This window comes from Sphingobacterium nematocida (genome assembly GCF_900168125.1).
GTDB classification, from domain to species: domain Bacteria; phylum Bacteroidota; class Bacteroidia; order Sphingobacteriales; family Sphingobacteriaceae; genus Sphingobacterium; species Sphingobacterium nematocida.
Genome location: NZ_FUZF01000021.1, coordinates 1 through 25,913 on the forward strand (window position 1 = coordinate 1; position 25,913 = coordinate 25,913).

The 25,913-nt window shown below is 39.7% G+C and carries 22 protein-coding genes; 10 read left to right on the forward strand and 12 right to left on the reverse strand.

Annotation, left to right across the window (positions count from 1 at the left end):
* Window positions 1-145: 145 nt before the first annotated feature.
* The 3 genes from istA to B5X76_RS18250 form a co-directional block, all read right to left on the reverse strand.
* Complete coding sequence (gene istA / locus B5X76_RS18240) at window positions 146-1,720, reverse strand: IS21 family transposase (protein WP_245801088.1); 1,575 nt, start codon at window positions 1,718-1,720, stop codon at window positions 146-148.
* Between the two features lie 196 nt (window positions 1,721-1,916).
* The gene (locus B5X76_RS18245) at window positions 1,917-2,504 is read right to left on the reverse strand and encodes an RpnC/YadD family protein (RefSeq protein WP_079645365.1); all 588 of its coding nucleotides are present in this window, start codon (window positions 2,502-2,504) and stop codon (window positions 1,917-1,919) included.
* A 325-nt stretch (window positions 2,505-2,829) separates the two neighbouring features.
* Entirely contained in the window at window positions 2,830-3,765 is a 936-nt protein-coding gene (locus B5X76_RS18250; RefSeq protein WP_079645366.1) for an Abi family protein, read from the reverse strand.
* Between the two features lie 157 nt (window positions 3,766-3,922).
* Here B5X76_RS18250 and B5X76_RS18255 point away from each other — a divergent pair, with 157 nt between their 5' ends.
* From B5X76_RS18255 to B5X76_RS18275, 5 genes are all read left to right on the forward strand, one after another.
* The gene (locus tag B5X76_RS18255) at window positions 3,923-4,168 is read left to right on the forward strand and encodes a hypothetical protein (RefSeq protein WP_079645367.1); all 246 of its coding nucleotides are present in this window, start codon (window positions 3,923-3,925) and stop codon (window positions 4,166-4,168) included.
* 472 nt (window positions 4,169-4,640) lie between these two features.
* Window positions 4,641-5,555 carry an Abi family protein gene (locus B5X76_RS18260; RefSeq protein ID WP_079645368.1) on the forward strand — a complete coding sequence of 305 codons (915 nt, stop codon included), beginning with the start codon at window positions 4,641-4,643 and terminating at the stop codon, window positions 5,553-5,555.
* A gap of 23 nt (window positions 5,556-5,578) precedes the next feature.
* Entirely contained in the window at window positions 5,579-5,836 is a 258-nt protein-coding gene (locus tag B5X76_RS22480; RefSeq protein WP_079645369.1) for a DUF1016 N-terminal domain-containing protein, read from the forward strand.
* Window positions 5,837-6,080: 244 nt separating this feature from the next.
* Window positions 6,081-6,983, forward strand: coding sequence for an Abi family protein (locus B5X76_RS18270; RefSeq protein WP_079645370.1), 903 nt, complete (start codon window positions 6,081-6,083; stop codon window positions 6,981-6,983).
* Between the two features lie 318 nt (window positions 6,984-7,301).
* A complete protein-coding gene (locus tag B5X76_RS18275) occupies window positions 7,302-7,700 on the forward strand; it encodes a hypothetical protein (RefSeq protein ID WP_139375383.1) in 399 nt (132 codons plus the stop codon).
* Window positions 7,701-7,907: 207 nt separating this feature from the next.
* Here the strand turns inward: B5X76_RS18275 and B5X76_RS18280 are convergent, their stop codons facing one another.
* The 5 genes from B5X76_RS18280 to B5X76_RS18300 all read right to left on the reverse strand — a co-directional run bounded on the left by B5X76_RS18280 (window position 7,908) and on the right by B5X76_RS18300 (window position 16,248).
* Window positions 7,908-9,047: a TlpA disulfide reductase family protein gene (locus B5X76_RS18280; RefSeq protein WP_176141126.1), complete on the reverse strand. Its 1,140-nt coding sequence runs from the start codon at window positions 9,045-9,047 to the stop codon at window positions 7,908-7,910.
* Window positions 9,048-9,113: 66 nt separating this feature from the next.
* On the reverse strand, window positions 9,114-10,667 hold the full coding sequence (locus tag B5X76_RS18285; RefSeq protein WP_176141127.1) for a RagB/SusD family nutrient uptake outer membrane protein: 1,554 nt from the start codon (window positions 10,665-10,667) through the stop codon (window positions 9,114-9,116).
* A 25-nt stretch (window positions 10,668-10,692) separates the two neighbouring features.
* On the reverse strand, window positions 10,693-14,313 hold the full coding sequence (locus B5X76_RS18290; protein WP_079645374.1) for a SusC/RagA family TonB-linked outer membrane protein: 3,621 nt from the start codon (window positions 14,311-14,313) through the stop codon (window positions 10,693-10,695).
* Window positions 14,314-14,479: 166 nt separating this feature from the next.
* Window positions 14,480-15,583 (reverse strand): FecR family protein, encoded by a 1,104-nt coding sequence (locus tag B5X76_RS18295; RefSeq protein ID WP_176141128.1) that lies wholly within the window; start codon window positions 15,581-15,583, stop codon window positions 14,480-14,482.
* Between the two features lie 71 nt (window positions 15,584-15,654).
* Window positions 15,655-16,248, reverse strand: coding sequence for an RNA polymerase sigma factor (locus tag B5X76_RS18300; protein ID WP_139375384.1), 594 nt, complete (start codon window positions 16,246-16,248; stop codon window positions 15,655-15,657).
* Between the two features lie 274 nt (window positions 16,249-16,522).
* Between B5X76_RS18300 and B5X76_RS18305 the strand changes: the two genes are divergently transcribed.
* Complete coding sequence (locus tag B5X76_RS18305) at window positions 16,523-17,698, forward strand: ATP-binding protein (protein WP_245801089.1); 1,176 nt, start codon at window positions 16,523-16,525, stop codon at window positions 17,696-17,698.
* Between the two features lie 336 nt (window positions 17,699-18,034).
* Here the strand turns inward: B5X76_RS18305 and B5X76_RS18310 are convergent, their stop codons facing one another.
* The 3 genes from B5X76_RS18310 to B5X76_RS21790 form a co-directional block, all read right to left on the reverse strand.
* Entirely contained in the window at window positions 18,035-18,568 is a 534-nt protein-coding gene (locus tag B5X76_RS18310) for a GNAT family N-acetyltransferase (RefSeq protein WP_079645378.1), read from the reverse strand.
* Window positions 18,569-18,771: 203 nt separating this feature from the next.
* The gene (locus tag B5X76_RS18315) at window positions 18,772-19,398 is read right to left on the reverse strand and encodes a RagB/SusD family nutrient uptake outer membrane protein (protein WP_079645379.1); all 627 of its coding nucleotides are present in this window, start codon (window positions 19,396-19,398) and stop codon (window positions 18,772-18,774) included.
* A 34-nt stretch (window positions 19,399-19,432) separates the two neighbouring features.
* Window positions 19,433-19,927, reverse strand: coding sequence for an IS3 family transposase (locus B5X76_RS21790; RefSeq protein ID WP_394333413.1), 495 nt, complete (start codon window positions 19,925-19,927; stop codon window positions 19,433-19,435).
* On the opposite strand from B5X76_RS21790, the gene B5X76_RS21795 reads away from it, so the two are divergent.
* The 4 genes from B5X76_RS21795 (at window position 19,829) to B5X76_RS18340 (ending at window position 25,184) form a co-directional block, all read left to right on the forward strand.
* Entirely contained in the window at window positions 19,829-20,413 is a 585-nt protein-coding gene (locus tag B5X76_RS21795) for a transposase (protein ID WP_139375386.1), read from the forward strand. The genes B5X76_RS21790 and B5X76_RS21795 overlap by 99 nt on opposite strands.
* 206 nt (window positions 20,414-20,619) lie before the next feature.
* The gene (locus B5X76_RS18330; RefSeq protein WP_139375387.1) at window positions 20,620-21,294 is read left to right on the forward strand and encodes a hypothetical protein; all 675 of its coding nucleotides are present in this window, start codon (window positions 20,620-20,622) and stop codon (window positions 21,292-21,294) included.
* Window positions 21,295-21,511: 217 nt separating this feature from the next.
* The gene (locus B5X76_RS18335) at window positions 21,512-23,530 is read left to right on the forward strand and encodes a BCCT family transporter (RefSeq protein ID WP_217699691.1); all 2,019 of its coding nucleotides are present in this window, start codon (window positions 21,512-21,514) and stop codon (window positions 23,528-23,530) included.
* A gap of 136 nt (window positions 23,531-23,666) precedes the next feature.
* Window positions 23,667-25,184 carry a sulfatase family protein gene (locus B5X76_RS18340; RefSeq protein ID WP_079645383.1) on the forward strand — a complete coding sequence of 506 codons (1,518 nt, stop codon included), beginning with the start codon at window positions 23,667-23,669 and terminating at the stop codon, window positions 25,182-25,184.
* Here B5X76_RS18340 and B5X76_RS18345 read toward each other — a convergent pair.
* Complete coding sequence (locus tag B5X76_RS18345) at window positions 25,181-25,819, reverse strand: hypothetical protein (protein ID WP_079645384.1); 639 nt, start codon at window positions 25,817-25,819, stop codon at window positions 25,181-25,183. The genes B5X76_RS18340 and B5X76_RS18345 overlap by 4 nt on opposite strands.
* Between the last annotated feature and the right edge of the window lie 94 nt (window positions 25,820-25,913).

A 25,913-nucleotide genomic window follows, 5' to 3' on the forward strand; every position in this document is an offset into this window, starting at 1 on the left:
AAAAAGTGAGTTCTGTACTACGACGTGTTTCATTCAGTGCTTTCCAGTTGCGTTCCATTCCATGTAAACGCAACGATCTCATTTGTGTTTCAATGTTCATTTTTTATTATTGTTTTTGTTATTCTGTTCAGGCCGTACCTGTTTATTATATTCGTGTCCCATCGTTTGGCTGATCAAAGAGTTTGGGTTGACTACTTGCGTAATAGGCTCTACCTCTGATATTGGCATGCTCAGGTAAGGAGCGTTTCACAGCGTCCTCTTCCTGATTGTTAGCTGTACCGTTTTCGAGCACATTTCTAAAGTAGTAGTAGGTATATAGCTTGTTTTTTAGAACGTACTTACATGCTTTGTCAAACTCTTCTGTCGGGAAGTCCCTCTTTAACCTGAACAGCCCGTCACAGGTACGGAATAACTGTTCGGGATAGCGCGCCCGCTCAAAAAGAGCTTCGAGAAGTTCAAGGAACTCCGGAGAGTGTGCTCTTGCCCTTGTTAGATAAGTTTCATGAGATCGGTCTTTATGCGCCCGATGTTCGGATTTTAAGTGTTCCGCAACAGTTGTATAAGTGTTTTCCTGATAACTGCGTATATGTGTAGCAATCTGCTTACCCTGGCAATAGATCGATACCATACTACGCGTGTAAACGATTTTGACTTTTGTTCCGATATAGGTAAACGGCACGCTGTAATAATGCTTGTTGCGCTGGAGGTAGATATGTCCATTATTTCCTACTTTGAGCTCTGCGTAGTACTTTAACTCGAAGCGTTTGCCCGGTAGTTCATTCAACGTCGATTTTTCAGCACTTAAGAACCGTTCCTCACGACAGTATGGCTTTTGCTGCATCCGCGTCTGGTTATGCTTTAGCATACAGGATCTGATGGCATCATTGAGCGAATGGATGTCGAAGAACTGCCTGTTTCTCAGCGGAGCAAAAACACGGGTATAGATCATTTTTACCTGGTTCTCTACCAGTGATTTGTCTTTGGGCCTTCCTGCACGGGCCGGTACTACAACTGTACCGTAATGGTTGGCGAAGTCTTCCATGGACTGGTTTAAGATCGGTTCGTATTTATCGGCTTTGATTACTGCTGCTTTCAGATTATCAGGAACAATGGCCTTAGGCACACCTCCCAGAGCTTCTAGACAGCAGCTTAGGGCATACAAGAAGTCTGGAGTCTGCTGAGAAGGTACAGCTATGGCAAATGCATAGTCTGAAAAAGGCAGGCAGGCGACAAATACTTCACAGGCAATCAGCTCCCCTGTGGATCGGTCGATATAATGGAGCTTTTTGCCTGAGAAATCAATATACAGTTTGTCGCCGGCGATGTGTTCCATCACCATGCTGCCTTTTCGGGAGACAAGCTGTTGTCTTAAATGATAATTAAACTGCGGATAGCTATAGCCGGTCGGGTCACTCTCGATATACTCTTGCCAGAGCAACAGTTTAGTGACGCCCGTACGTTTAAGTTCTCTTTCATAATAATCGAGACGACTTTTTAGGTATTCAAACTTATCTGCTTTATAAGCAGGGTTACCGGCATGAAAAGATTTTTCCAGTAAAGGATCTTCCTGTTTAAGAAGTTCTTCTGTGTTGAATCCGCCATCGGCCATCTTTTTGAGATAAGACCTCACCGTATTCTTACTCATCCCAAGAATGCGGGCAATTGTTTTTATTCCACTGCCGCCCTGGTACAATCTAATTAATTGCTTTATCTGACTCATTTGTTTTGGTTTTCCAGCCATCAGTGATCCAAATTGTTTGGTCACTAAGTAACAAAAACTACTCGCAAAGGGGTCAGCTTGCTCCAGCGCAATGAACTAATAAATGTATTTAGGGGGTCAACATCAGCCAGTATGGCAGTTGAATATGGGCTTTAAACGCAATATGCCTCCCTAAAACTAATTCAATTTTGAGGGGTCACCTTGCTCCAGTATATCCATCTTTAAGCTGTTCGTCCGTAATGTTCTTGTGCAGTATAGCCAATAAAGCCGTTAACACGACTACAGAAAATGGATTGCAATTGGCTCGAAGACCTGCCTCGTCCTGATCCAAAATCTTGTAGCTCTTAAAATCGTACCGAATCTTCGTATCCATAAATTCCTGAATATACACCTTAGGCCGATAACTTTTATTACCATCTGCAAGAATAGCTATTGCTGTGACCGGCACCTTGTATCGATCGTATATCTTATAGTAATACTGAAACATGCGCTCGGCTAGGTCTCCGCGTCCTTTGGCACTCTGTATCTCGATATGGCATAAAATAAATTTTTCTCCGCCATCCTTAAGATAGACTTTCACTAGCTTATCGACATAACGTACCCCTTTACCATTGGCCTCTGGGGGAAATAGGCTCTCGAACTCCTTATCCAAATAATCAAAAGGCTTATTCAAATCAAACACGGAAGCAGCATCGATATACATAAATTCTAGAAAATGGGAAAATGTCTGCTCTAAAATAGACTTCCACAGCGGGTCGTCCACACGCCTTACTCTTTTACTCATAACTGTCTATCAAATGGTTACTATAGCAAAGATACTAAACACAATATTAAAATGCTAATTATTTTAGCTTTCTGTCGCTATTTATTCTATTCCAAATAGATAGCTGAAAAGGAAAACTGCTTTATAGCGGCTGTAAATCACCCCGCTAGCAAACCACGACATCTTGAAAAAAAAGACTTCTAAAAAGGATAAACCAGCGGAGTAAAAGGGGGCAACTCCAGAAAAACCTTCAACACTTAAAAGTCAACGGTCTAATAAAACGGATCGGCCCGGACAAAAGAGGCCACTGGCAAGTGAAAGGGAATGGTGAAAAAAATAGCTAAATTTATTGAAGCCTCCAAGGAGCTGCTGTTTGCCAATCGTCTGGAAATCCCAAGTTTTTCACAGCTATGGAATGTTGGTCAACAAGATCTTCCACCTTTTTTACAAATGAATTATGTGGATTAAATGACGCCAACAAATGATTTATAACGATTATAGCTCCATAAATATTTGAATTTGAATACTCGGGTATGTGTCCTTCTATCTTATTGTTTTTTCTTGAAGGAAATATAAGCTTGTTTGCAGTAAATCGTCTATTCCACAAGCGCGTATGGTGCGCACAGACATTTCTAACATCGTTCAAAAACAAAAGCCAATTTACCAAATGCTTTCCTGAGGGTACTCTAAAGCTTAATGCTACGGCATTTTTTGCTTCATTATTTTTCAGACAAGTATACAACTTGATCATTTTGCCAAAAGAAAGAATCTCGAAAAACATATTCTCTGGGGGATAGGTCTCGGAAGTGTACTTATTTTTGAATGCCTTCAAAAATTGCTCTTTGGGAGTACTAAAGTCTTCCAATATGGATTTGAGTACATAGTGTTCATAAGATAACACCTCTTCTTTTTCTCCTAGTAATTCTGGTTTCCCAATAAAATGCTTTTCGTGCAGCGACCAGTAAAACCCATTCTCGACAGCATATTGATTAAGTATCCGTGTACGGAAGCAAACTTCAATGCGTTCTAGATATTCCAAAAAGATACATCGCAGTTTTTTATCGAAAGTATAAATGTTTATAACATCTGCAAAAGTTGTACCCTCATAAAAAAACGATTGTTTTTGTTTATCCTGCAAATGAAACATATAGCCACTCAGCCTATAATAGCTTACACTTTCTAAATATTTCCTAGCTCGATCCCGATCGCTAATAATTAGATTCCGACTTTCAAGCAAGTCGATATGCTCCTCTACAGTAAAGGCTTTCTTGGTATACTTCATTATTTAGGCAAAAAAAAACCTCGCAAGATGCGCTTGAATCAGAGGCGTGCGAGGGTATAACGAAACAAATATAAGAAATAGTTTTTATTATCCAAAAACAAAAATCAACTAAAATATTGAAGACCAATACCTAATACCTCCTTCACATTAAGCAAGCATGAAAGAATATCTACACTATACGACAACGGCGAGCACCCCATTATCGGCATACAAGCAGGGAATAAATATGGAACTTCACAAGGCTTTTGAAAATTGGGTGGATGAACAAGGAGTCATAGATTATTGTAAGAAAAACTACTCATTTATATATGACACCGCAACCAATACATTGAATAGTGCAGTGAAGAAAGGTTGGTTGCAAAGAGACGATAATGCTTCCCCTAAAAAATATAAATTGACTTGAGCATTAAACTTAAACAGAACTACTATTTTCTTTAACTACTTATACGACGAACGTCCTATCATAGGCTTGGTACCTCCTGCGGAAGAGATGTAAGGAAAATAGAAGTCCCCTGCTCGCGCGAGCGGCCTCGCTCGTGTCTAACTATTAAAAGCACGTATTTGCTAGCCAACTCTAGAAGAAAACCAAAAGAGGTTAAAAAGTAACGGGCAATTATAAATAACTTCGAGCGTCCTATCATAGGTTTAGTACCACATGTGGAAGAGAAGAAAGGAAAATAGAGGTAGTCATGTTGGTTCTTGGTTGAAATAGTTTAAATTATTTCAATCGATAATTGACTATGATATAAAACATTACACCAAAAATATTTTGCTAACTTAATTTATCTTATTATATTTGTACCAACGGTACTCGTACTGCTTCCCATAAGAACAGCATGCGGGTCTTTTTATTTTATAACCAAATTATACCTTAAATGTCTGGAAAGATACCTCTGACCGTTCAAGATCAGTTGTCCTTATTGCAAGAACGCAATATGCAATTCCGAGATATTGATGCGGCCCCACATTTCTTAAGCAATATAAGCTATTACAGGCTAAAAGGTTATTGGTGGGAAATGCAAGAAGACAAAGTGCTTCATACTTTCAAAAAAGGATCCGTTTTTGAAGATGTGATTGATCTCTACAATTTTGACCGACATTTTCGATTACTAATTTTTAACGCTATTGAACGGATTGAAATTTCCCTAAGAACAAAATTGATCTATCATTTATCGTTATCCCATGGAGCAGAATGGTATTTAAAGCAGTCCTTATTTCGAGACAAAAAGGAGCACATTAAATTTTTGTCAAAATTACTGAATGATATGTGCCAAAGCAGTGAGGAGTTTATGGTAAAGCATTATCTAAATCACCCAAACGATTATCCAGAAGCATGGAAAGGATTAGAGGTTGTGACTCTGGGAACATTGTCAAAACTATTTGATAACCTAGAAATACAACTCCCAGAAAAATCTAAAATAGCAAATGAATTTGGCCTAAGCAGCACTAGAGATTTTTCAAGCTGGTTAAGAACCATAACACTAATACGCAACCTTATAGCCCATCATAGCAGACTATGGAATAGGGCATTGATAATTAAATATACATGGCCTAATAATCTTTCTGGCACTGTTCTTAATTATATACCGAATGAAGACAGGAAAAAAAAGATTTTCCCAATCCTTTGTGCTATGCTATATATGAACGACAAAATATCTCCTGGGCACTCCCTAAAAAAGGAACTTATTGAACTAATTAAAGATTTTCCTAATATTCCTCCTTGGAAAATGGGTTTCCCAAAGGAATGGCTTGAGCAACCTCTTTTCTCGCAACTAAAGCCCAGTAAGTAGCTCAAGATGACCAGTTTTTCAAAATCGTTAACACGGAAAATGTAAACCACCTAGACAACAAAACTTCCAGACAGATCATTCTAAACCTTTCAAAACTCCTTACACAAGAAATCGGAAAAGGGTTTTCGCGTTCGAATCTCTTCAATATGCGAAAGTTTTACAAGGAATATCCGGATGTCCAGACAGTGTCTGGACACTTGACATGGTCATTTATATGTGAACTCCTCATTATCGAAGATAAAGCAAAGAGAAGCTTCTATCAAAAAGAAGAGCAGATATGAATAGGCGACGGGGTAATACTAGCGAAACGGCAAGCGCCCTGTTATAGGCTTAACACTGTCGGCTGAGGAGAATAAGCAAACTAGAACCGTTAAGTAGCTACAAAACAAATTATTAACCAAAAATATTTTGTTTACTTAGTTTATCTTATTATATTTGTAATAACAGTACACGCCACGCTACCCATCAGAACAGCGTCCCAGGGCGTGTCTTTTGCTTTATAACCAGTTATAATACACCTCCAACATGTATAATAAGCAAGCTTTTTCTATTGAACAACAGATACAGCAATTAAAAGAAAGGGGACTTACGATACAAGACTCAGATAATGCTCCTCATTACCTTTCCCACATCAGCTACTACCGCCTCGCTGGATATTGGTGGCCAATGCAAGATGACAAAGTAAACCACATCTTTAAACCAAATAGCAAGTTCTGTGATGTAATTGCATTATATAACTTTGATAGAGAATTAAGACTGCTGCTGTTCGATATAATTGAAAAAATTGAAATAAGCCTAAGGACGAAACTTATATATCATTTGTCACATGAATTTGATCCCTGGTGGTTTCAGAACTTCAACATTTTTCAAAACGCACCCGATCTTGTAAAAACGTTATCAACCATTGAGGAAGAAATAGATAGATCAAAAGACACATTTATAAAGGAACATAAGAAGAAACACAAAGATGATGGAAGGTTTCCTCCTTCATGGAAATCCTTAGAACAAACCAGTTTCGGAGCCCTATCAAAACTATATGGGAATCTTAAGAATAATATATCGTCAAAAGATATTATAGCTAAAGAATTTGGCACAGTAAACCATACATACCTTCCAAGTTGGTTACAATCAATAGCACAAATACGGAACTATTGCGCACACCACAGCAGACTCTGGAATAGGAACTTACCAGGAAGTCCAAAACTTCTTCCATCTCCTCCCAACCGATGGATACAAGATGTGCCAAAACCTCACGAATTTCAATTCTTATATGTCCACCTCTGCTGCATGAAATACCTGCTGAATGTCGTTCAGCCTGAAAATAACTTTGGAGAAAGATTAGAAAACTTGCTTAATAAGTTCCCAAATGTCGACCCTAATGCATTGGGCATGAAAAAAAAATGGCGCAATGAAGATTTATGGCAATAAAGAAAGCAACTCCGCTCGTCTCCCCACTCTAGAGAGCTGTAATATATAATTCTAATAAACAATCAGAGTTACAGCTCGCCCAACGCATCGCGATAAAACGAAGCTAGGAGCTCGTCGAAGACAAGACGAACTTAGCTGCGTTAACCAAAATAGCTTATGCAAACGAAAAAATAAACGCTGTCGCGTTATCTCAGATACTTTCGTTATTATTTAATAGACCCTAATTATAAACTAAAAGGTCTTTAAAATGTGAATGTCTATTACAAATTGCACAAAATATAATAGACACTAATTAACACTTTAAATTATAGACTAAATATGAGAACAATTACATGCCTACCCGCAATGCTTATTACTGCCTTGCTTTTATTCGGCTGCAAGAAGGAGAATGATTTACAGATCCAGCAGGGAACTTACAAAGGTACCTTTACCGTAACTTACGAATCAGGTACTCACACAGGCGAGACGACAGTAGAATTGAAAGATGGAAGATACTCTTGTCTTGCAAACGTAAATAAAATCCCTGCAGGGGGCTCGGGAAAATATTCTTTCGATAAAAAGTCAATCACCTTTAATGATGAAAATGTCTGGACCACCGAATTTGACGGCGGTTTAATATTAAATAGACGCTACGACTACACATTTGACGGTAAGAACTTAAAAATAAACCGAACGAATAAGATAGGAACATATACATATGACCTTGAAATGCAATAGGCTGATGTCAGAAAGATAATTCTGAAAATACCATACCCACGAGCGAGGAAGCTCGCTCGTGGGTAATCATTATACGTACTCTGTCCGCACCTCTATCTACAAAAAAGCCATCCCGAATTGACTTCGGGATGGCTTTTCTATTTTTTATAGCGATGTGCTTTCGCTAGAACTTTTCGATTTTACTGCGTAGAACGCTTTTAATTAGCACTAAAGTAGCTCTGCTAGTTTCTTATCAAGTTGTTCTTGTCTTAAATTCATGGCGACAACCTTGCCGTTGGCATCCACCAAATAATTGGCTGGAATACCTCGTATGCCAAACTGCATCACGACAGGGCTTTTGAAAGCCTTCAAATCACCAATGTCTATCCACGGCAGGTTCTCTTCTTTGGAAGCTTTTTCCCAACGTGCACGCTCATGGTCCAATGTGAAAGAAAGGATTTCAAAACCTTTGTTCTTGAAACTTTCGTATGCCACTTTCATATGCGGTATTTCACCTCGACATGGACCGCACCATGATGCCCAAAACTCCACTAAGGTATACTTATTCTTTACCAAGACATCCTTTAACCGTACGGTATTGCCTGCTAAATCCTGTCCTTGAAAATCTACAATATCAGACCCCACTTTTATATCCACTCTCTTTGCATTGCGCCTCTTTGCTGACTCTATACGATATCTCAAGTAAGTGATTTCGGGTGCTGTACCCAATTCTTTTTCCAAGCCGTCCAACTCTGTGCTATACGGAATAGCAGGATCAGAATTGGCTATTGCCAACAATCGGACTATCGGATCTGTATGTTCTGTCCGAAGACCAGTATATAATTTATACTGGGTAGTATACATTTCCTTTTGAAGTGCGGAATGCTTTGCTCTGACCGCCTCGTCTTTATAAAGCTCCTGTGTTAGCGTCTTTTGATAATCGGTAAATGCTTCTTTTGCTGCACGGTAATCTAAATTATTTTTTAGCGATGCGAATAGCACGTTGTATTTGCCTCCATCAATAACTAGACCATTGTCCATAGCATTTAAATCTATCTGCAGCTTACCTGGCTCTGCTATAAACTCTTGCTTATACACATAATCGCCATTGGGATTGTACATGCCAAAGTAGGCATTTTGTGGATAGGCTAAATCGCCTGATACTTCGAATTTACCATTTTTAATAACCTGTTCAGCTAATAGGTGCGTACCTCCAATTGAGGTGTCTAACACAGCGATAGATAGGCGATGCCCCTCATACTTATCCCAATTTTTCCCTGAATAAGTGAAGGACTTTACTGCGGTCGTCTGTGCATAGCTCGTAAGCGTCAGGAGTACCGCAAGGATACATAATCCCAAAGATTTCATTTGATGATTTTTTAATTTGGTATACATGGCGGATTAATAAATATATAAATTAAACTTCAGCTAACTTTATTTAACAAATGGATTCCATAAACCCTCGGTAGGTGTAAGCCCCCAATGTGGATTATATTTTATTATTTCGTTAGTTATAGGAAGCGTGAACGAATGTTTATTAAGCGTTACACTAAACACCTTTGGACCAATTGTATGGGTAAGGGTCGTTTGAGACCAAGGTTTACCTGTATCATGGAAATAGCGTTTAATATCCACTGTTCTATGGAAAGAGTTGTAAGGCATCTCGCGTCTGCGTTCCTGAATGATTTCGTTTAATAATTGATCCTGATTAAGCCCTGCTCCTCCTGGAAGATCGGTGATAGTAATGGGATCTGTGCTCGCTTTTACATACCTGTATTTTCTGAGTGTATTTAAGTCATTAAGTGCCTCAGACAAGTTGTTTAATCGCGCATTGGCCTCTGCGCGCATCAGCAACACTTCGGGATAGGTAATACCATGGCTACGTGTTAATTTATTTGCACGATAATACATTAATTGAATACCGTCATTGAAGCCTCCGGCGAATGTGGCTCCTACGCCCTTTAACATAAATAGCTTATAACGCAAATCTTTATTCTTGTCGAACAATGCGATGTAGCTGTCAGAAGGGTAAATACCGGACGACGAAGCCGCGCGTCTCCAAAAAAGATTCTCCCGCCCTCTTGCTTCTGAAAAGGGCTCTGCGGTATTCAGTACGCCTCCAGGGGCATATTCGATGGAAAGCGAAACGGCATGATCTGTACCATCGGTAGGTGGATTTCCTACGACTCTGTATCTAAAATCGTTGAAGTTGTATAACAGTTTATTCGGGTCGCTTCCTGCAGCTGTCCAAGAATCGTTTGCTTCTTTGAGCATATTCGTCCAATCTCTTTTATACATGAAAAATTGTGCTCTCATGGCGTGCAAGGCTGCCTTATTAGCCCAGATGGGATTACCCACCAACGTTGGCATACTTTGCATATCTGCATCTAGGTCTTCCCATATTTTGGCAAACAGTTCTTCTGTATTACTCAATTGAGGATTTGGGGCCGTAGGCGAAGAATCGGTGCGGTAAGGCATCACTTTTACGGTGTTGTCTCCGGCTGGGTCCCACATCGGGCCATTTACAACTGCTGCCACTAAATAGTTGTAGGCACGTGCAGCCCTAGTTTGCGCAACAATGGACTTAGCATCGGCGCTTTGATCTCCAAGATTTGTTATACCATCAACGATGGTGTTGTAAATGTTGATTGTCCTGTAATTCCAATTCCAGAAATAATAATAGTAAGCATTAAAATCAATCATCGGCTCAAAGAAAGTATAGCCCGCATACCTGTCTGTACTAGGGCTGGCGCTGAATGACATCTCTTGCGTCGTACTCATTCTAAAATTATCGCCCCGGTATCCATAAGAGCTTCCAATGTTATTATCCAAATAGAACCAATCGAAAACATTGCCATGATTCATCAGTGTGCCGAGTTGTTGAGCCTCCGTTGGAATCAATTTACCCGAAGGTTTTACATCTAGAAATTCATTGCATGAGCTTAATGCCAATGCAAGTAATAACGTATATTTTATTTTTGATTTCATAGTAATCATATTTAATTTAACTAAATTAAAATGCTAATTGTAAGCCAAAAAACAAGTCTCTTGGTAGAGGTAGTGAAGAAAATGAATAGTCGACATTACCGTTGGTTCCGCCCGTGTAGTTGACCATTGTTTCAGGGTCTATATCCATACCTTTAGCTCTCAACGTAATAAGGTTACGGCCTTGTGCGTATATTTTTGCACTGCCTAAGCCTAGCTTTTTAACCCACTTAGCATCAAAGTTATAAGCTAAGGTAATGTCGCGTAATCTTGCAAAGTTGGCTTTGTTGATATTGATATCAATAAATGGAGAATACCACCAATCCGAGTTGGTTGTCGTCAATGCTGGTACTTTTGCCCATTCTTCGTCTCCTGGTTTTTTCCATCGTTCGCCCACATGCTTATTTTGTATATTTCTACTATGGAATGCATCTCTAAGGTAATAGTGCCCTAGCTTGGTGATGATCATGAAGGAAAGATCCAAATTTTTATAAGAGAAATTGTTGCTAAATGATAGATCATATAATGGAGTGGTAGAGCCTACAAAATAGGCATCCTGTGCCAAAGCTTGTGAAGATAGCACTGCTTCCCCCTTGGCATTATAAACCATGGCGGCACCTACATTATTTAGTGGAGCAAAACGTAATCCCCACAACCCATTGACGGGATAACCCTCTACGTTTGCACCCGAGCTACGCAAGTAGCTCCCCACTGTTGCCAACGTGACATTATATTCTTTTATCACATTCTTGTTGTAGGAAAAACTTGATGAAACGCGCCATTTGAAATCTTTGTTGTCAATGATCTTGGATGAAGCTGTTACCTCAATACCCGAATTGTTGATTTTACCCACGTTTTGCATTAATGACATGTAACCAATGGTTTGATCTACGGCCTCATTGGCAAGGACATCAGAACTTTTCTTGGTATAATAATCTACTGTCAAATCCACCCAATTATTGAATAAGGACATGTCTACACCAACATCAGCAGTATTCGTTTTCTCCCAACGCAGTTGATCATTGGGTGGAGAAGATATGGTCGCACCCATGTTTTGAGCTGTAGCATTGAAAAGTGCATTTGATAGAATTAGGTAAGGGCCCTGTGTCAAGCTGATATTACCATTTACGCCATAGGAACCGCGTACATGAAGTTTGTTTATGAAGTCAACATTGTAAAACTTTTCATTCGATACCTTCCATGTACCACCCAATGACCATAAGGGTCTATATCGGTATTTCGGGTCGGTACCGAAAAAATTAGTTTGGTCTAGACGGATACTACCTGATAAGATGTAACGGTTGTCATACTCATAAGAGCTATTTCCATACCAGGAAACAAATCTATTATCACTTAATCCATATTCGCCCGTGTTAAAGGTGATTCTTCTACCAAATAGCATATCATTGCTATATACAGAAGAATTATAGTCCAGGATGTTTATCGGAGTGAATGCACCCGCCTGCTCATTATATCCAGCTCGTGTTGCAAGTACTATTTTATCAATGTATGTTTTACGGATCTCGGTTCCAGCAATAGCTGACACGATATGCTTCATGCCATTGAAGCTTTTGTTGAAATTAATCTGTCCCCTAATAGTCCAATTTCCGTTGTTGTTACGATTTTCATCAATAATAGATCCATCAGGTAGGTAATGTTTGGCAGGGTTGCTCAAGGACTTGGAGTCATTGTATGCTTCTCTTACTGCAAAGGCATTTTTATCGCGTACCTGCTGATATTTATACGAGCCACGCTGCCAGTTACCACCAAATTCAAAATTGAGGCCATCAATTATATTAGCACGTACAAAACCTGTAAGTCGTGTTTGAAAATTTTTGGTTGAAACCATTGAACGAGTAATATCGTTCATAAAATCGTAATCAACGGCTTTCATACCTTTATAATCGCCATAAATGGTTTGCTTGCGAATACTCTGTCCCCATAGGTTGGCTACGTCTCCGTTTTCGTCAAAGAGACTGGTATAAGGCGTAAAATAAGAACCTGTATGGAAATTAAATAACTGCTGGCTTCCTGTCGCATCTCCAGATTTAATCTCACGATCGGGATTGATGGTAGGAGATTCAAAACCCGCGTAAGAAAGATTTGCCGATATTCCTGCAGAGATGTACTTGTTAAACTTCCAATCATCTTTAATGTCTATGGTAAAACGATTGCTATTTGCATCCTTAAAATTCTGACGAACGTCCATTAAGTTTACAGCAACGTTGTACGTATGCTTTTCCGTTCCGCCACTAACCATTAGGTTATGTTGTTGACTGAATCCCATGCGATAAAGATGTTTATGTACTTCAGACAGGTAGTCGTTGTTACGTAGCTTATTGATTTCTTCATCTGCAACGGCTTGTGTAATATCTCCTTGATAAGCTTGCCTAAGCAGGTAGGGTACGCGTGATATTATTCCTGTTCCGGTGTTAATATTATAGGCCGCGGGGTTCAGATTAAAGAGATCGATTTCAGCATCGATATAATCACTGGTGCTCGCTTTATTTAGGTTACGAAGACTCGGAGTAGGTGCGAATCCCGTAATACCTCTATACGAAAATTTGGCCTCACCTTGACGACCTTTTTTTGTCGTAATTACGATTACCCCATTTGCAGCACGGGCTCCATAAATGGAAGCTGCTACAGCATCTTTCAATACGGTAACACTCTCCACGTTGGCTGCGTTGATGTCTTTAAATAGACCATCATCATAGCGATAGAAGTCATCGGTTACACTGGGTTCAACGGGATAGCCATCAATCACAATTAGTGGTTTCTTTGATGCGTTAAGTGTAGATATACCCCTAATAACAACCTGATTGTTCTGATCGACAGTGAGCCCCGCTAATTTACCTTCCAGCATGGTTACCAAATTAGGCTGCAATTTGTCTTCTAAATCTTTACTCGTTATTATGGAATAAGCACCGGTTACTCGCTCTTTAGATATGCTCTGGTAACCTGTGTTGACAACGACTTCACTTACGGCAACATTTACTGGCTTTAATACGAGGTTTTGAAGATCTGCAGAAGCGTTAATTTCCAGATTCTGATACCCTACATAAGTGACGATGAGTTTTTCTTTCGGATCGACGTTCGTTAATCGAAAGTATCCTCTCTCATCTGTTGCTGTGTATACCGCTGTACCTTTGACCCGTACTGTTGCTTTTAACAGCGGCTTGCCATTTGGGTCTCGTACGTATCCTGAAATGGGCTGCTGCACATCGACTATGCCGTTTACGGTTTCGTAAGGACTCTTGTTTTGCAATGGCACCAACGAAACAACTTTCCCATTTACAACATAATCAAACGGTTGATCCTTTAAGATTTTTTCTAACGCTTCCAAAACTTCCTCATTTTTGATCTGAGCAGTTATTGGCTTGCTTTTATTTAAATACGCTGAATTATAAATAAATGAGTACCCGCTCTGTTTTCTAAGTTCCTTAAAAACCTCTTCCAGAGCTCCCTTTTTCACATTTATATTCACCTTCTGCCCGAAAGTGCTAGCTGAAAGCTGTAAACTAGCTCCCAATAATAGATAACTTAAAACACGCATTTCAAGGGAAAAATTGATAGTAGTCCGTGTTTTTTTCCAAAAAGAGGGCAAAGAAATCCCCTTTAACCTTTTTGTATAAAACTGATTATTCATACATTTGAATGTTAGGTTATTAAAATTCTGTCAGTTATAGTTTTTTTTAGCCTTATTCTTAGGCAGAGGTGGTAGGATACCTCTGCTTTTTGGCTTTTATATGATAAAATTTATTTAATTCATCGGTCTCCTTTCATTTAGATTATTACTTTATTAGATTAGTTAGTTATTTATAGTTTTCGATTTGAATACGTGATCCATTTCGTGAAAATTTTATCCCCATGGTTGCTTCTAGGCCTTTTAACAACTCATCAATATTAACATTGGTCATCAACTCGCCATTAAGTTCGAAGCCCCTAGGTAATTTTTCGTGATCAAATTTCACATTGTAATTGCGCTCAATCATGCGGGCTACAGCTGGAAAATCTTGTCTGCTTAATCTAAGAATTCCTTCTTTCCAGCCGATGTAATCTTGAACATTTACCTGAATCACACTTTCTCCACCACGACCCTGAACAAATTGTTGATTCGGCTTTAACTCGGAAACATTTTTCCCGTCACTAACTTCAACAGCACCTTCAACTAGAGTAGTTGCTTTTATTTCTTCGTTATTGTAATTACTGACATTGAATTTTGTTCCCAAAACTTTGATCTTCTGAAAGCCCGCATCCACTATAAAGGACACGGAACGATCTTTAATTTTTTGCTTTGCTACTTCAAAATAGGCTTCTCCTTCTAATTCAACATGTCTACTCTTATCGCCAAATGCCACAGGGTATGTCAAAGTGGTTTCTGAATTTAACCATACTAAGGACCCATCTGGTAGCTGGAAATTTAATTTACCACCTCGTGGTGTCTTTAATGTTATATACTGCTCTGTCAAATTTGTTCTTTTGACAGCCGCATCATCCAGCACGGTATTGAATCCTTCACTATTTAAAATGATTTCTTCACCATTGGGTAATATCGCTATGGCTTCGTTTGTTATTTTGGGCACATCGATTTCTTGATGAACAAGTTGCTGATCGTCTACTGACCTAACACCGGAAGATTGCTGAAACGCCCAATAGCTGAAACCAAGTACCAAACCAACGGCAGCAATAGAAGCAGCCCAGCGCCAGATCTTGTGCACCGGAGTTTTCTTTTGTTCAAATACTTGCTGCAGGTCAAACGCCTTCATTTTGGATTGAGCGATCGTGTCGTCGTAACTCTCCAGTGATTTGGCCCTCAAATAATCGTTGTATGCTTGATAAAGTGCTGTCTTTTGATCTGCACTAATATTTTGATCAGCTAGTTTTGAAAGTAAATCTTGTAGTTCCTGTTTGTTCATAATCATGGATATATCATCCAACTATACTAATGACAGCATAGCCTGAGGATTGTCTAAGAAAAAAATAAAAATTAAGAGAAAAAAAACAACAAGGCGTATTTGAGATTACTTTTTAGGTTTAATAAGGCGTTATAAATCTGCTGCCTGACAGTTTTTTTCTTGATCTGAAGTAGATCACTAATCTCCTGATGTGAAAGTTGTTCGTCCCTACTTAAAGTGAAAATACGTCTCATTTTTTCAGGCAGTTGTGCAATCTTTGCTTCTATAATTTGGGTAAGTTCTTTCGTAACGAGATAGTCTTCTACACTATTATTTGAATCGTTATTTTGCCAAACTACATACGATTCAAATTTACTTTCGACTTCCTGATGTGCAATTTCGTTTAGATTGAAACGCCTAACCATAGAATGCAAGTAAGCACTGAAATTTGAGGTAACCTGAATATTAGCGCGCTTCTCCCATAATTTTATAAATATCTCTTGCATGACATCTTGAGCCTTGTCATAGTCTTGATGAAATAAGTAAGCGTGTTTGAATACGACTTCCTTATGCCTCTCATAAAGAACGGCAAATGCTTCTTGGTCATTGCTTTTGGACAATCCAAGTAGCATAATATCTGTATATTCACTATATCCCTTCACACGGTGGTTAGTTGCGTAATTCAAATATAGACATGTTGTATCTCTTTTCCAAAATAATAATCTACTAATTTAGTAGTCTACACTTAACTATCAATGGAATCTTTCTGTCAAAGTCGATTGTATCGAATAAATTAACGAGAGAAAGCACACCTACTGACTAGGCGAAACTTGATAGGATAAAAACGTTTAACACCAGATAATTCAAAATTTTATTTAAGATATCCCAAAGTTTAATATCAGATATTTCAAAGTTTAACATCAGATATTCCAAAGTTAATCGTTATATTTGACTTAAACAATGGAGGTTAACATGTCAGAATGGATTACAAGAACATTAGCGGAGCAGATTAGGAAGAGAATAAATCAATACCCTATTCTAGCAGTAACAGGCCCTAGACAATCGGGAAAAACTACTTTGCTCAAGGTTCTTTTCCCTGATTATACATATGTATCTCTTGAAAACCCGGACAATCGTTCGTTTGCGACAGAAGACCCCAATGGCTTTCTCAAGCAATATTCAGGGCAGGTAATTTTAGACGAAGTACAGCGGGCACCTGAATTGTTTTCCTATTTGCAGACAGTTGTAGATGAATCTGGCGAGATGGGGCAATATATTCTCTCTGGTTCTCAAAACTTTCATCTACTCAAACATATTACGCAATCCTTGGCCGGAAGAGTAGCTCTATTTCGCTTATTACCCTTAGATACCCAAGAATTAGAACAGGCTGGGAAATTGCCCAGCAACTATCTAGAAGCTTGTATAAAGGGAGGCTACCCCGCTATCTATCATCGAGGCATTAATCCAACAGATTTTTACGCCAACTATATCCGTACCTATATCGAAAAAGACGTCACCGAACTGATCAATATTCGGGACTTAAATAGTTTTAGAACATTTTTAGGCTTGTGTGCGGCACGCGCTGGACAATTATTAAATCTTACAGCCATGGCCAATGAGTGCAATATTTCGCAGCCTACTGCAAAATCCTGGTTGTCCATTTTAGAAAGCAGTTATGTTGTTTTTCAGCTCTATCCCTATCATGAGAATTTTAATAAACGTTTGGTAAAAACTCCTAAACTATATTTTTATGACACCGGCCTACTGACTCATTTGCTCCAAATTAGAGAGCAGGAGGAATTGGCAACGAATAGATTCAAAGGCAATATCTTTGAAAATTTTGTAATTGCAAATTTTCAAAAGTTTAATGAAAATAGCTATCAGCATCTTCAATATTATTTCTGGCAAGATCATAATGGAATCGAGCTTGATCTCTTGCTCAAGAACGCAAATGGATTTGAAGTGTATGAGGTAAAATCTACGCAAACATTAAGCGCTCCGTTATTTAAAAACTTAAAGCATTTCGCAGAATTGGCCCACCCTCAAAGAGTAATACCTCATTTAGTCTACGGTGGTGAAGAAAGCCTAATACGTAGCGGTGTACAGGTATTACCCTGGAAACTGACGGTAAAGTAATTGAGCCCTCCCTGAGAGACCTCGGTAAAAAATGGTTTGCGTTTTCTAGAATTGATCCCCCTCGCGCGAGCGTCCTCGCTCGTGTGTTCACTATTAAAAGTAAGTATCTCCGCTAGCCAACTTCAGAAGAGGGCCAAAAGAGAATAAAAAGCAAGGGAAAATCATAAGCGATGGCGAGCGCCCCCATGATAGTTTATAGTTAAACTTGCACTACCGTATTGCAAAATAAATTTTTCATGCAAAAAAGTACACTCATTCTGTACAATAGATAAAAAATAAAGGAATACGTCACAGCATCCCTTTAACCTGTCATTACTCAAAATAAAATTAGTAAGCCTAGTATCTCCATGTTTCCTTCTTTAATTCAAACCAGTCTGTCAAATCTCCTTCATAATCAAATGTTTCTTTGAAATCAAATCCAAGCTTGGACAAAACTCTTTTGGAATTCACATTCTTGGGATCGGTAATTGCAAACATGGAACAAATGTCCAGATTTTTGAAACCGTAATTTAAAATGGCAATGGAAGATTCCGTGGCATACCCCTTGCCCCAATGCTGTCTCTTAAACCTGTAACCCAGTTCATAAAAGTTTGTATGGTTATTTAAGGGCTCCCTAAAATATTTTAGCCCTGACCACCCTACACATTCGTTCGTTTCCCGATCCACCACCGCCCACCTCGCTATTCCATTTTCTTTATATTGTTGCTTCAGCGTTGCGATCACGTTAGTTATTTCAGAAATTGACTTTACTGGGTTATTCTCTATGTATCGATGGACCTCAGGGTCGGAATCCATTTCAAAGAGATCATTTTCATCTATAAAATCTAGCTCTCTTAGTATTAATCGCTCTGTTTCGACAATTGGCTTCATAATCTGGTGATTTTTAATCTTATTTAAGATGTATTTCTAAAAGAACAAACTTAAGCATATGAATTTGGATTATTTACGATAAAGATGACATGTTATGACTTACTATAGAAACAAACCTTATAATGATCTCCAAGCACTTACCTACAGTCAAGAGATGTAAGAAGACCGATCTAGATAGTCACATCTAAATCGGTCTTTTGCATTTAATAGCCTGGATTCTGAACCAGCAGTTTACTTTTTGAAATTTCAGCGAAAGGAATTGGATAGAGGTACATCGATTTTTTGAAAATTCGAGGCGCATTATCAAAATCTACTCTTTTGTAATAGCTCTGGTCTCCGTTATTTCCAGCAATATTCATCCCTGTAAATACCCCTCCTTGTCTACCCTCACTTGTTTCGGCGATCATCCAACGTCGCACATCAAAATAGCGCTGTCCTTCAGCAAAGAGCTCAACTCTTCTTTCCTGTTGTATGGCTTCACGCTGTTTATCTTTATTTCCCACCACAGTCGTCTTTTTTCCATTTGTATTCATTTCGGCATAGCCGGGTACGCCCGCACGTTTACGTACGAGATCCAGGTATTTTATGATTTCTGGATCTGTGGGATCTACTTCGTTACAAGCTTCTGCATATAAAAGATAGAAATCTGCTAACCTAAAAATTATCGAAGGCCTAAACACTGATCTTACGCCTGCCGCGACTGTGGGATGAATAGTCCTATTGTTAAATTTATAAAGTAAGTATCCTGTTTTTGAAAATCCACCAGCGGTAGCATCTCCACTATGCGCTATTCCGCCGTAGCCTGGTCTCGGATTTGTCGAGGATAGCACGTCTGGAACTGCAACTAAAAATGAGAGACTTTTTTTATGCTGCTAATCTTTCTTTACCCAGCAGCATTTCTTCCATTTGCCTAGGTGTTTTGTAACCTAAAGCCGAATGTGTTCTTTTAGTGTTATAAAAACCTTCTATATATCCGAACACCTCTAATTTAGCCGAGTGCTGATCCATAAACCTTCTATGGTAGACCATCTCTGCCTTTAAAGATTTGAAGAAACTCTCCGCTACGGCATTATCCCAACAGTTCGCTTTCCTACTCATACTCTGGATTATGTTATTATCGCTGAGTATCGATTTAAATTCGCCACAAGCGTACTGGATCCCTCGGTCTGAGTGAAAGATCAGTCCATTCTTGACAGCTCTGTTCCCAACAGCCATTTTCATGGCGGCTACCGACGTGTTTTCCGCTGTCATGTCGGTTATGTGGATTACAGCTGGCTTGGGGATTTGGACAGCAGGGGCTGTTATTTTGTGACTAGGAGTAAGACTGGCATGAAGTATAAAGTTATCAAGTCCTATCAGAGCGAAGTACTCCTGGAAAAGGGAATTATTAAGGATGAGCTTATTGAGCTCTGCGTTCCTTCGGCAAATAAATACAGTGCCAAGCGGCTGCGACTGGTTCACTTCTGGGACAGCATCACAGGTCATGAATACCGCTTTCTGACCAATAATATGCAATGGAAGGCTTCCCTGGTGGCAAGTATATATAAACAACGCTGGCAGATTGAGGTCTTCTTCAAGCACCTCAAACAGCGCTTAAAGATCTCGACTTTCGTGGGTACGTCCGAAAATGCAGTAATGATCCAGATATGGACTTCGTTGATCGGGATATTGCTGCTCAAATATCTTCAAAAAAAGGCTAAATACGACTGGAACTTATCCAATCTGGTTGGATTTATTAGAATGAACATCTTTGTCAAAATAAACATCTGGCAAGGGATAGACGATCCTTTTATTAGAGCGGCAATTAAAGCAAAAAATGGACAGTTGCAGATGTTCTCGGGCTAAAAGGAAGGGTAGAAATAGAAAGTGAATCAAAAAAGCGCTTTTTGATAAGGGAAACACACGCCGTAAATTTATTTAGGACGTAAGTGTTACAATACTAACTTGCACTATTCCTGCAAAAAAAATTGAAAGCTAAGAAACATTTTGTAAATTCGCTCCGCTTAGCCACTATAAACAAGAGGAATAAGCCTAAACATACCATATATGACATGAAAAACATTGCCCAGAAAATCAGACCTTGGTTTAGAAAAGTAAAGGACAGCCTTTTGAAAGGGAGCTCCAACACCTATCGTGATCCAAAAAGAACTGAAGCTGAGACCAAGCTGGATCAGTTTAGGCAAGCGGCAATCAACGCAGTGGATATGCCCAACGATTATCTGGACAGACATCTATATTGGCGAATGGATCCATTGGACAAAAAAACGCCGAAAGATCTTCCCATACAGTCATTCCCAAAAAAGGATGTGTACAAGTGCTTCGGATGGCAGCTGCACCCTTATGATATCCAAAAGCTATCGGAATATATCGATGCTAATCCAAGACTAGAACGTATACAGACTAATAGTATAATAGCTGGGGCGAGCGAGGCAGATATTCTAATCCTTACCAGTGGGTCTGGTAAATATCATATCGATAGTTTTCTATCCGATATAGATACTTCAAACAAAATCGTTATCATCGCCTCTGTGCGCGAGCTGGATAGTATCAAGCAAGATATCAACCACCGTATAGACGCCCATTTCAACAAACTGAAACCTTTTTCGATAGCCGATTTTAATACACTTATCGATGAGGTTATCTTGACAGCGCAGGCAGAACAACCTGAAGAAAATACGTCAAAGAAAAGGTTGAAGACATCAAGAACTGATCAGATACGCTTGTAAAGTCGTAAAAGAGTATTTTTTTCATACCTTTGCCTCAGTGCGCAAATTGGATAATTTCTCATTTCATCCCTTTGTAGGCCCTTAATCTGTAATAAAAGCGCACGCTTTCGGTCTACTCTCGAAATCCTGGAGCAGGAAATTATTGTCAAGATAGTCAAAAAAGAAAGCCTCCTTCTGAAACAAAAGCAGACCACCAACTGTTTCTGTTTCAACACACATGATGATTAAATTTCCCAAAATAAGAACTACCCTCAGTAAAGGCGTCACGCTACCCAGCCTGATCTTCATACTAGGCATCTGTCTACTATCCGCAGCCTTCCCTTTACTAACCGAAAATCTACTAAACACTGTCAAATCTTTCATCTTTGTCAACCTCAACTGGGTATATGTATGGGCTGTGACCATATTCGTCATCTTTTTGATATACCTGATGTTTAGCAAATACGGCAACATTAAACTTGGCAGCAATGACAGTAAGCCTCAATACTCCTTCTTTTCCTGGGTATCCATGCTTTTTGCAGCAGGAATGGGTATCGGTCTGATGTACTTTAGTGTCGCCGAACCAATGCAACACTATTCAGACGCTGTGTTTGATGGCAATACAGTAATCAACAAAGCCAAAAACGCACAACTCTATACCTTTTTTCATTGGGGCATACACGCCTGGGCAATATATGGTATGGTGGGATTATCACTGGCCTACTTTGCCCATCGCTACCGCTTACCTCTATCACTGCGCAGTGGATTTTACCCCTTATTGAAAGACAAAATCAGCGGTCGCTGGGGGAATGCTATTGATGTATTCGCTCTGTGCAGTACCTTTTTCGGAATCACTACTACCCTCGGCTTTGGCGTTGTACAGATCAGCTCTGGGTTACAGACCTTAGGTATCATACCAGAAAGTAGTTTTTTGTATCAGCTCATCATTGTTGCGGTCCTTGTATCATTAGCCATCTTCTCGGCCGTATCTGGCGTAGACAAGGGCGTACGGATATTAAGTAATGTCAATGTAGCTGGTGTAATACTCCTCCTGCTGGCAGTCCTCTTCTTGGGACCTACCGTATATCTCATCGGTAGCTTTACAGAGGGACTGGGTAATTATTTTAATAATTTTTTTAATCTGACCTTCGGTACGCATGTTTACGAACAAGAGACCTTACCTTGGTTTTACAATTGGACCATATTATACTGGGCATGGTGGATCTCCTGGTCGCCTTACGTCGGACTATTTATCGCCAAAATATCCAAGGGACGCACGATACGCGAGTTTATAGCTGCTGTACTGCTCCTGCCTACCTTATTCAACTTCATCTGGATGTCCGTCTTTGGCAATAGCGCCATGTGGATTGACATCCATATAGCCAATGGCGCTCTTAGTGAGCTCGCCACAGATCCCGATGCATTAATGTTCCGTTTCTTTGAGTACCTACCGCTATCCACGATATTTAGCTTTCTCACTATATTGATCATCGTTATATTTTTTGTAACCTCTGCCGATTCTGGAATTTTTGTGATGAATGGCATCGCTACAAAAAACGCCAAAATATCTCCCAAATGGCAGGTTATATTCTGGGGAGTCCTCCTAGCCACGCTAGCGCTTCTACTCTTGAATGCGGGAGGTCTACAAGCCCTGCAAAGTATGACCCTGATCACGGCACTACCTTTTTCTATTATCGTACTGCTATTCATCGTCAGTCTTGTCAAAGCGCTGGCCATAGACAGAAGCTACTACGAACGTGATTTCTCGGCCTCTACTGTGCCATGGTCTGGGGAATCTTGGAAAGAACGTCTCAAACAGATTGTCTCCTTCAAGGATAGCAAGACGGTCGACAAGTTCATACAGACGACCGTCAAGTCGGCCTTTGACGAGCTACAACAGGAGTTTCTGGCGAATGGTATCGAAGCGAAAATCAATACATTTGAAGAGCCGTTGCAGATCGAGATTGAGATCCACCACGATGTGGTCAATAACTTTGTGTATGGTGTCAAAAACCAGGCCCGCGACGTATCCGACTACCTGCTCACCGAAAACAACTTGCCCGACATACGCGAAGAAGAAAACCATTTCCCAAAATCTTACTTTGGTGATGCCCGTGAGGGGTACGACGTACAGCTGTTTACCAAAAACGAACTAATATCCGATGTACTAAAACACTACGAGCGCTTTATAGAAATCATCGTTGAGCAACGCAATGAAATGTTTATCAGCATTAATGCAAATCGGAGGATAAAGTAGATTATAGAGGTGGATAGTTACGGAAACAGTAATCGCGAGGGGCGAAATTGAAGGAATTCTTTATTTGATAGCTTAATAATTAATCCTAGTTTTGAACAAACGAAAAGTGAATATCAATCCTAAACTGAACTAAGAAATGAGAAAAACCTTACTAACTGCTGCTTTGATTTTTTTTGGCACAGGTCTGTTCATGACCTCGGCACAACAAAAAAAACCTAACGTAGTGCTTATATATGTAGATGATCTGGGCTATGGCGATCTTAGCAGCTACGGCGCGACTAAAATTAAGACCCCTAATGTGGATCGTATAGCGCAACAGGGAACGCGCTTTACCAATGCGCACAGTACCTCATCGACATGTACACCATCGAGGTTCGCCTTGATGACAGGGGTATACCCATGGCGGCAACAAGGCACAGGTGTATTGCCTGGCGATGCTAAACTTATTGTGCCGATAGACAAAGCTACCCTACCTAAAGTATTTAAGGACGCCGGTTACAGCACCGCTGTTGTGGGTAAATGGCACCTCGGTCTCGGCACACAGGTAGAAAAAAATTGGAATGCTGCGGTAAAGCCAGGCCCCAATGAAGTAGGGTTTGATTATTCATTTATATTTCCTGCCACGGCAGATCGCGTGCCCACTGTTTTCTTAGAAAACCATCATGTACTAGGGCTTGAACAGGACGATCCTATACAGGTCAATTATAAAAATAAAGTCGGCAATGATCCTACTGGCAAAGAGCACCCCGAATTGCTCAAGATGCGTTCGTCACCGGGGCAGGGGCATAACAATACAATTGTAAATGGCATAGGCCGAATTGGCTATATGGCTGGTGGCCACAAGGCGAGATGGGTTGACGAAGAAATAACGGGAACATTTTTACATGTGGCGCAAGATTTTATCTCTAAGAATAAAGATAACCCTTTTTTCTTGATGTTTTCACTGAATGAACCACATGTACCACGCATGCCGTCTACCTATTTCAGGGGGAAAAGTGGATTGGGATACCGTGGTGATGCCATACTGCAACTGGATTGGACTGTAGGCAAAGTGTTGGATCAACTTGAGCAGTTGGGAATTGCTGATAATACCCTCGTTATCTTTAGCAGTGATAATGGACCTGTTTTGGATGATGGTTATGTGGATGGTGCTGTGACCCAACTGAATGGACATACGCCAACCGGGCAATTACGTGGTGGCAAATACAGTATTTTCGAAGCAGGTACACGTGTGCCATTCATAGTTTCTGGCCCTGGTGTAACGAAGAACCAAGTGTCTGATGCGTTATACTGTCAGATCGATCTTTTGGCTTCAATGGCCCAACTGCTGGGACAAAAGTCCCCTAAAACCGCAATAGACTCCGAACCATTGGCAACCACTTTGTTGGGCAAAGACCTTAAAGGTCGCAAACACCTTGTCGAACATGGAGGGACACTCGCGATCGTGCAGGGCGACTGGAAGTATATCGCCCCGAGTAATGGCCCTGCCTATTCTAAACTAACGGATACCGAAATGGGTAATAATCCCGAGCCACAGCTTTATAACTTAAAAGAAGATATCGGCGAAAAAAACAACTTGGCTCAGACAAATCCGGAAAAAGTTAATGAATTAAAAGCGCTCCTTGAAAAGGAAAAAGCAAAAAAGGAACATTAATGTTCCTTTTTTGCTTTACAGGATTTTGATTTACTATACACAATAGATTCTTCCTCTTTATCCCCCTGTTTTAGTGCTCGGCTTTGCGGATCTTTACAGTAATCGATAGTTACCTCAGAATCCAGATATTTTTTTATCATTCCAGGTATTTCCTGATATCCCCTTGTCTCACTTGTCACCTTAATAATTTTACTTTTGGACTCCTTGTCAAATAATCTATTCAACCACCACCGCTTATCATACGTAATATACTTTGGAAGACTGTTTACATAGAATTTAAATCCATGGTGAAACTCTATAAAATCACTACTCACGACATAATTGTAATAAATAACGGTTTCGATGGATTGCCAATCGATAAAACATTGTTTGTCGAATAAAGGCATTTCAATTGTTATCCCTCGTTCATCAGCAAACAACTTATTTTGTCTCTCCTCCATTTTCCATTGTTGCTTTGCAGAAAGTGAAAATCCAAATAATATTCCGTAGAGAACTATCAATGGAAACAGGGTAAACAATGAAATGGTCAACCAGCCAAAAAATCCAACTTCCCAATGTTGCTTAATGGCAAAATACGTTATAGCAAAGCCAATGATTGAAAATATGACAAGCGGTAATATAAAATATATCCTCATTCAGGGCTAATTCTTAAGTTAGAAGCGTTAACAGCAAATACTATGCCTCTGATGTTGAAAAAGAACCGCTATCCCTCTAGAACTTGCTTGCTTC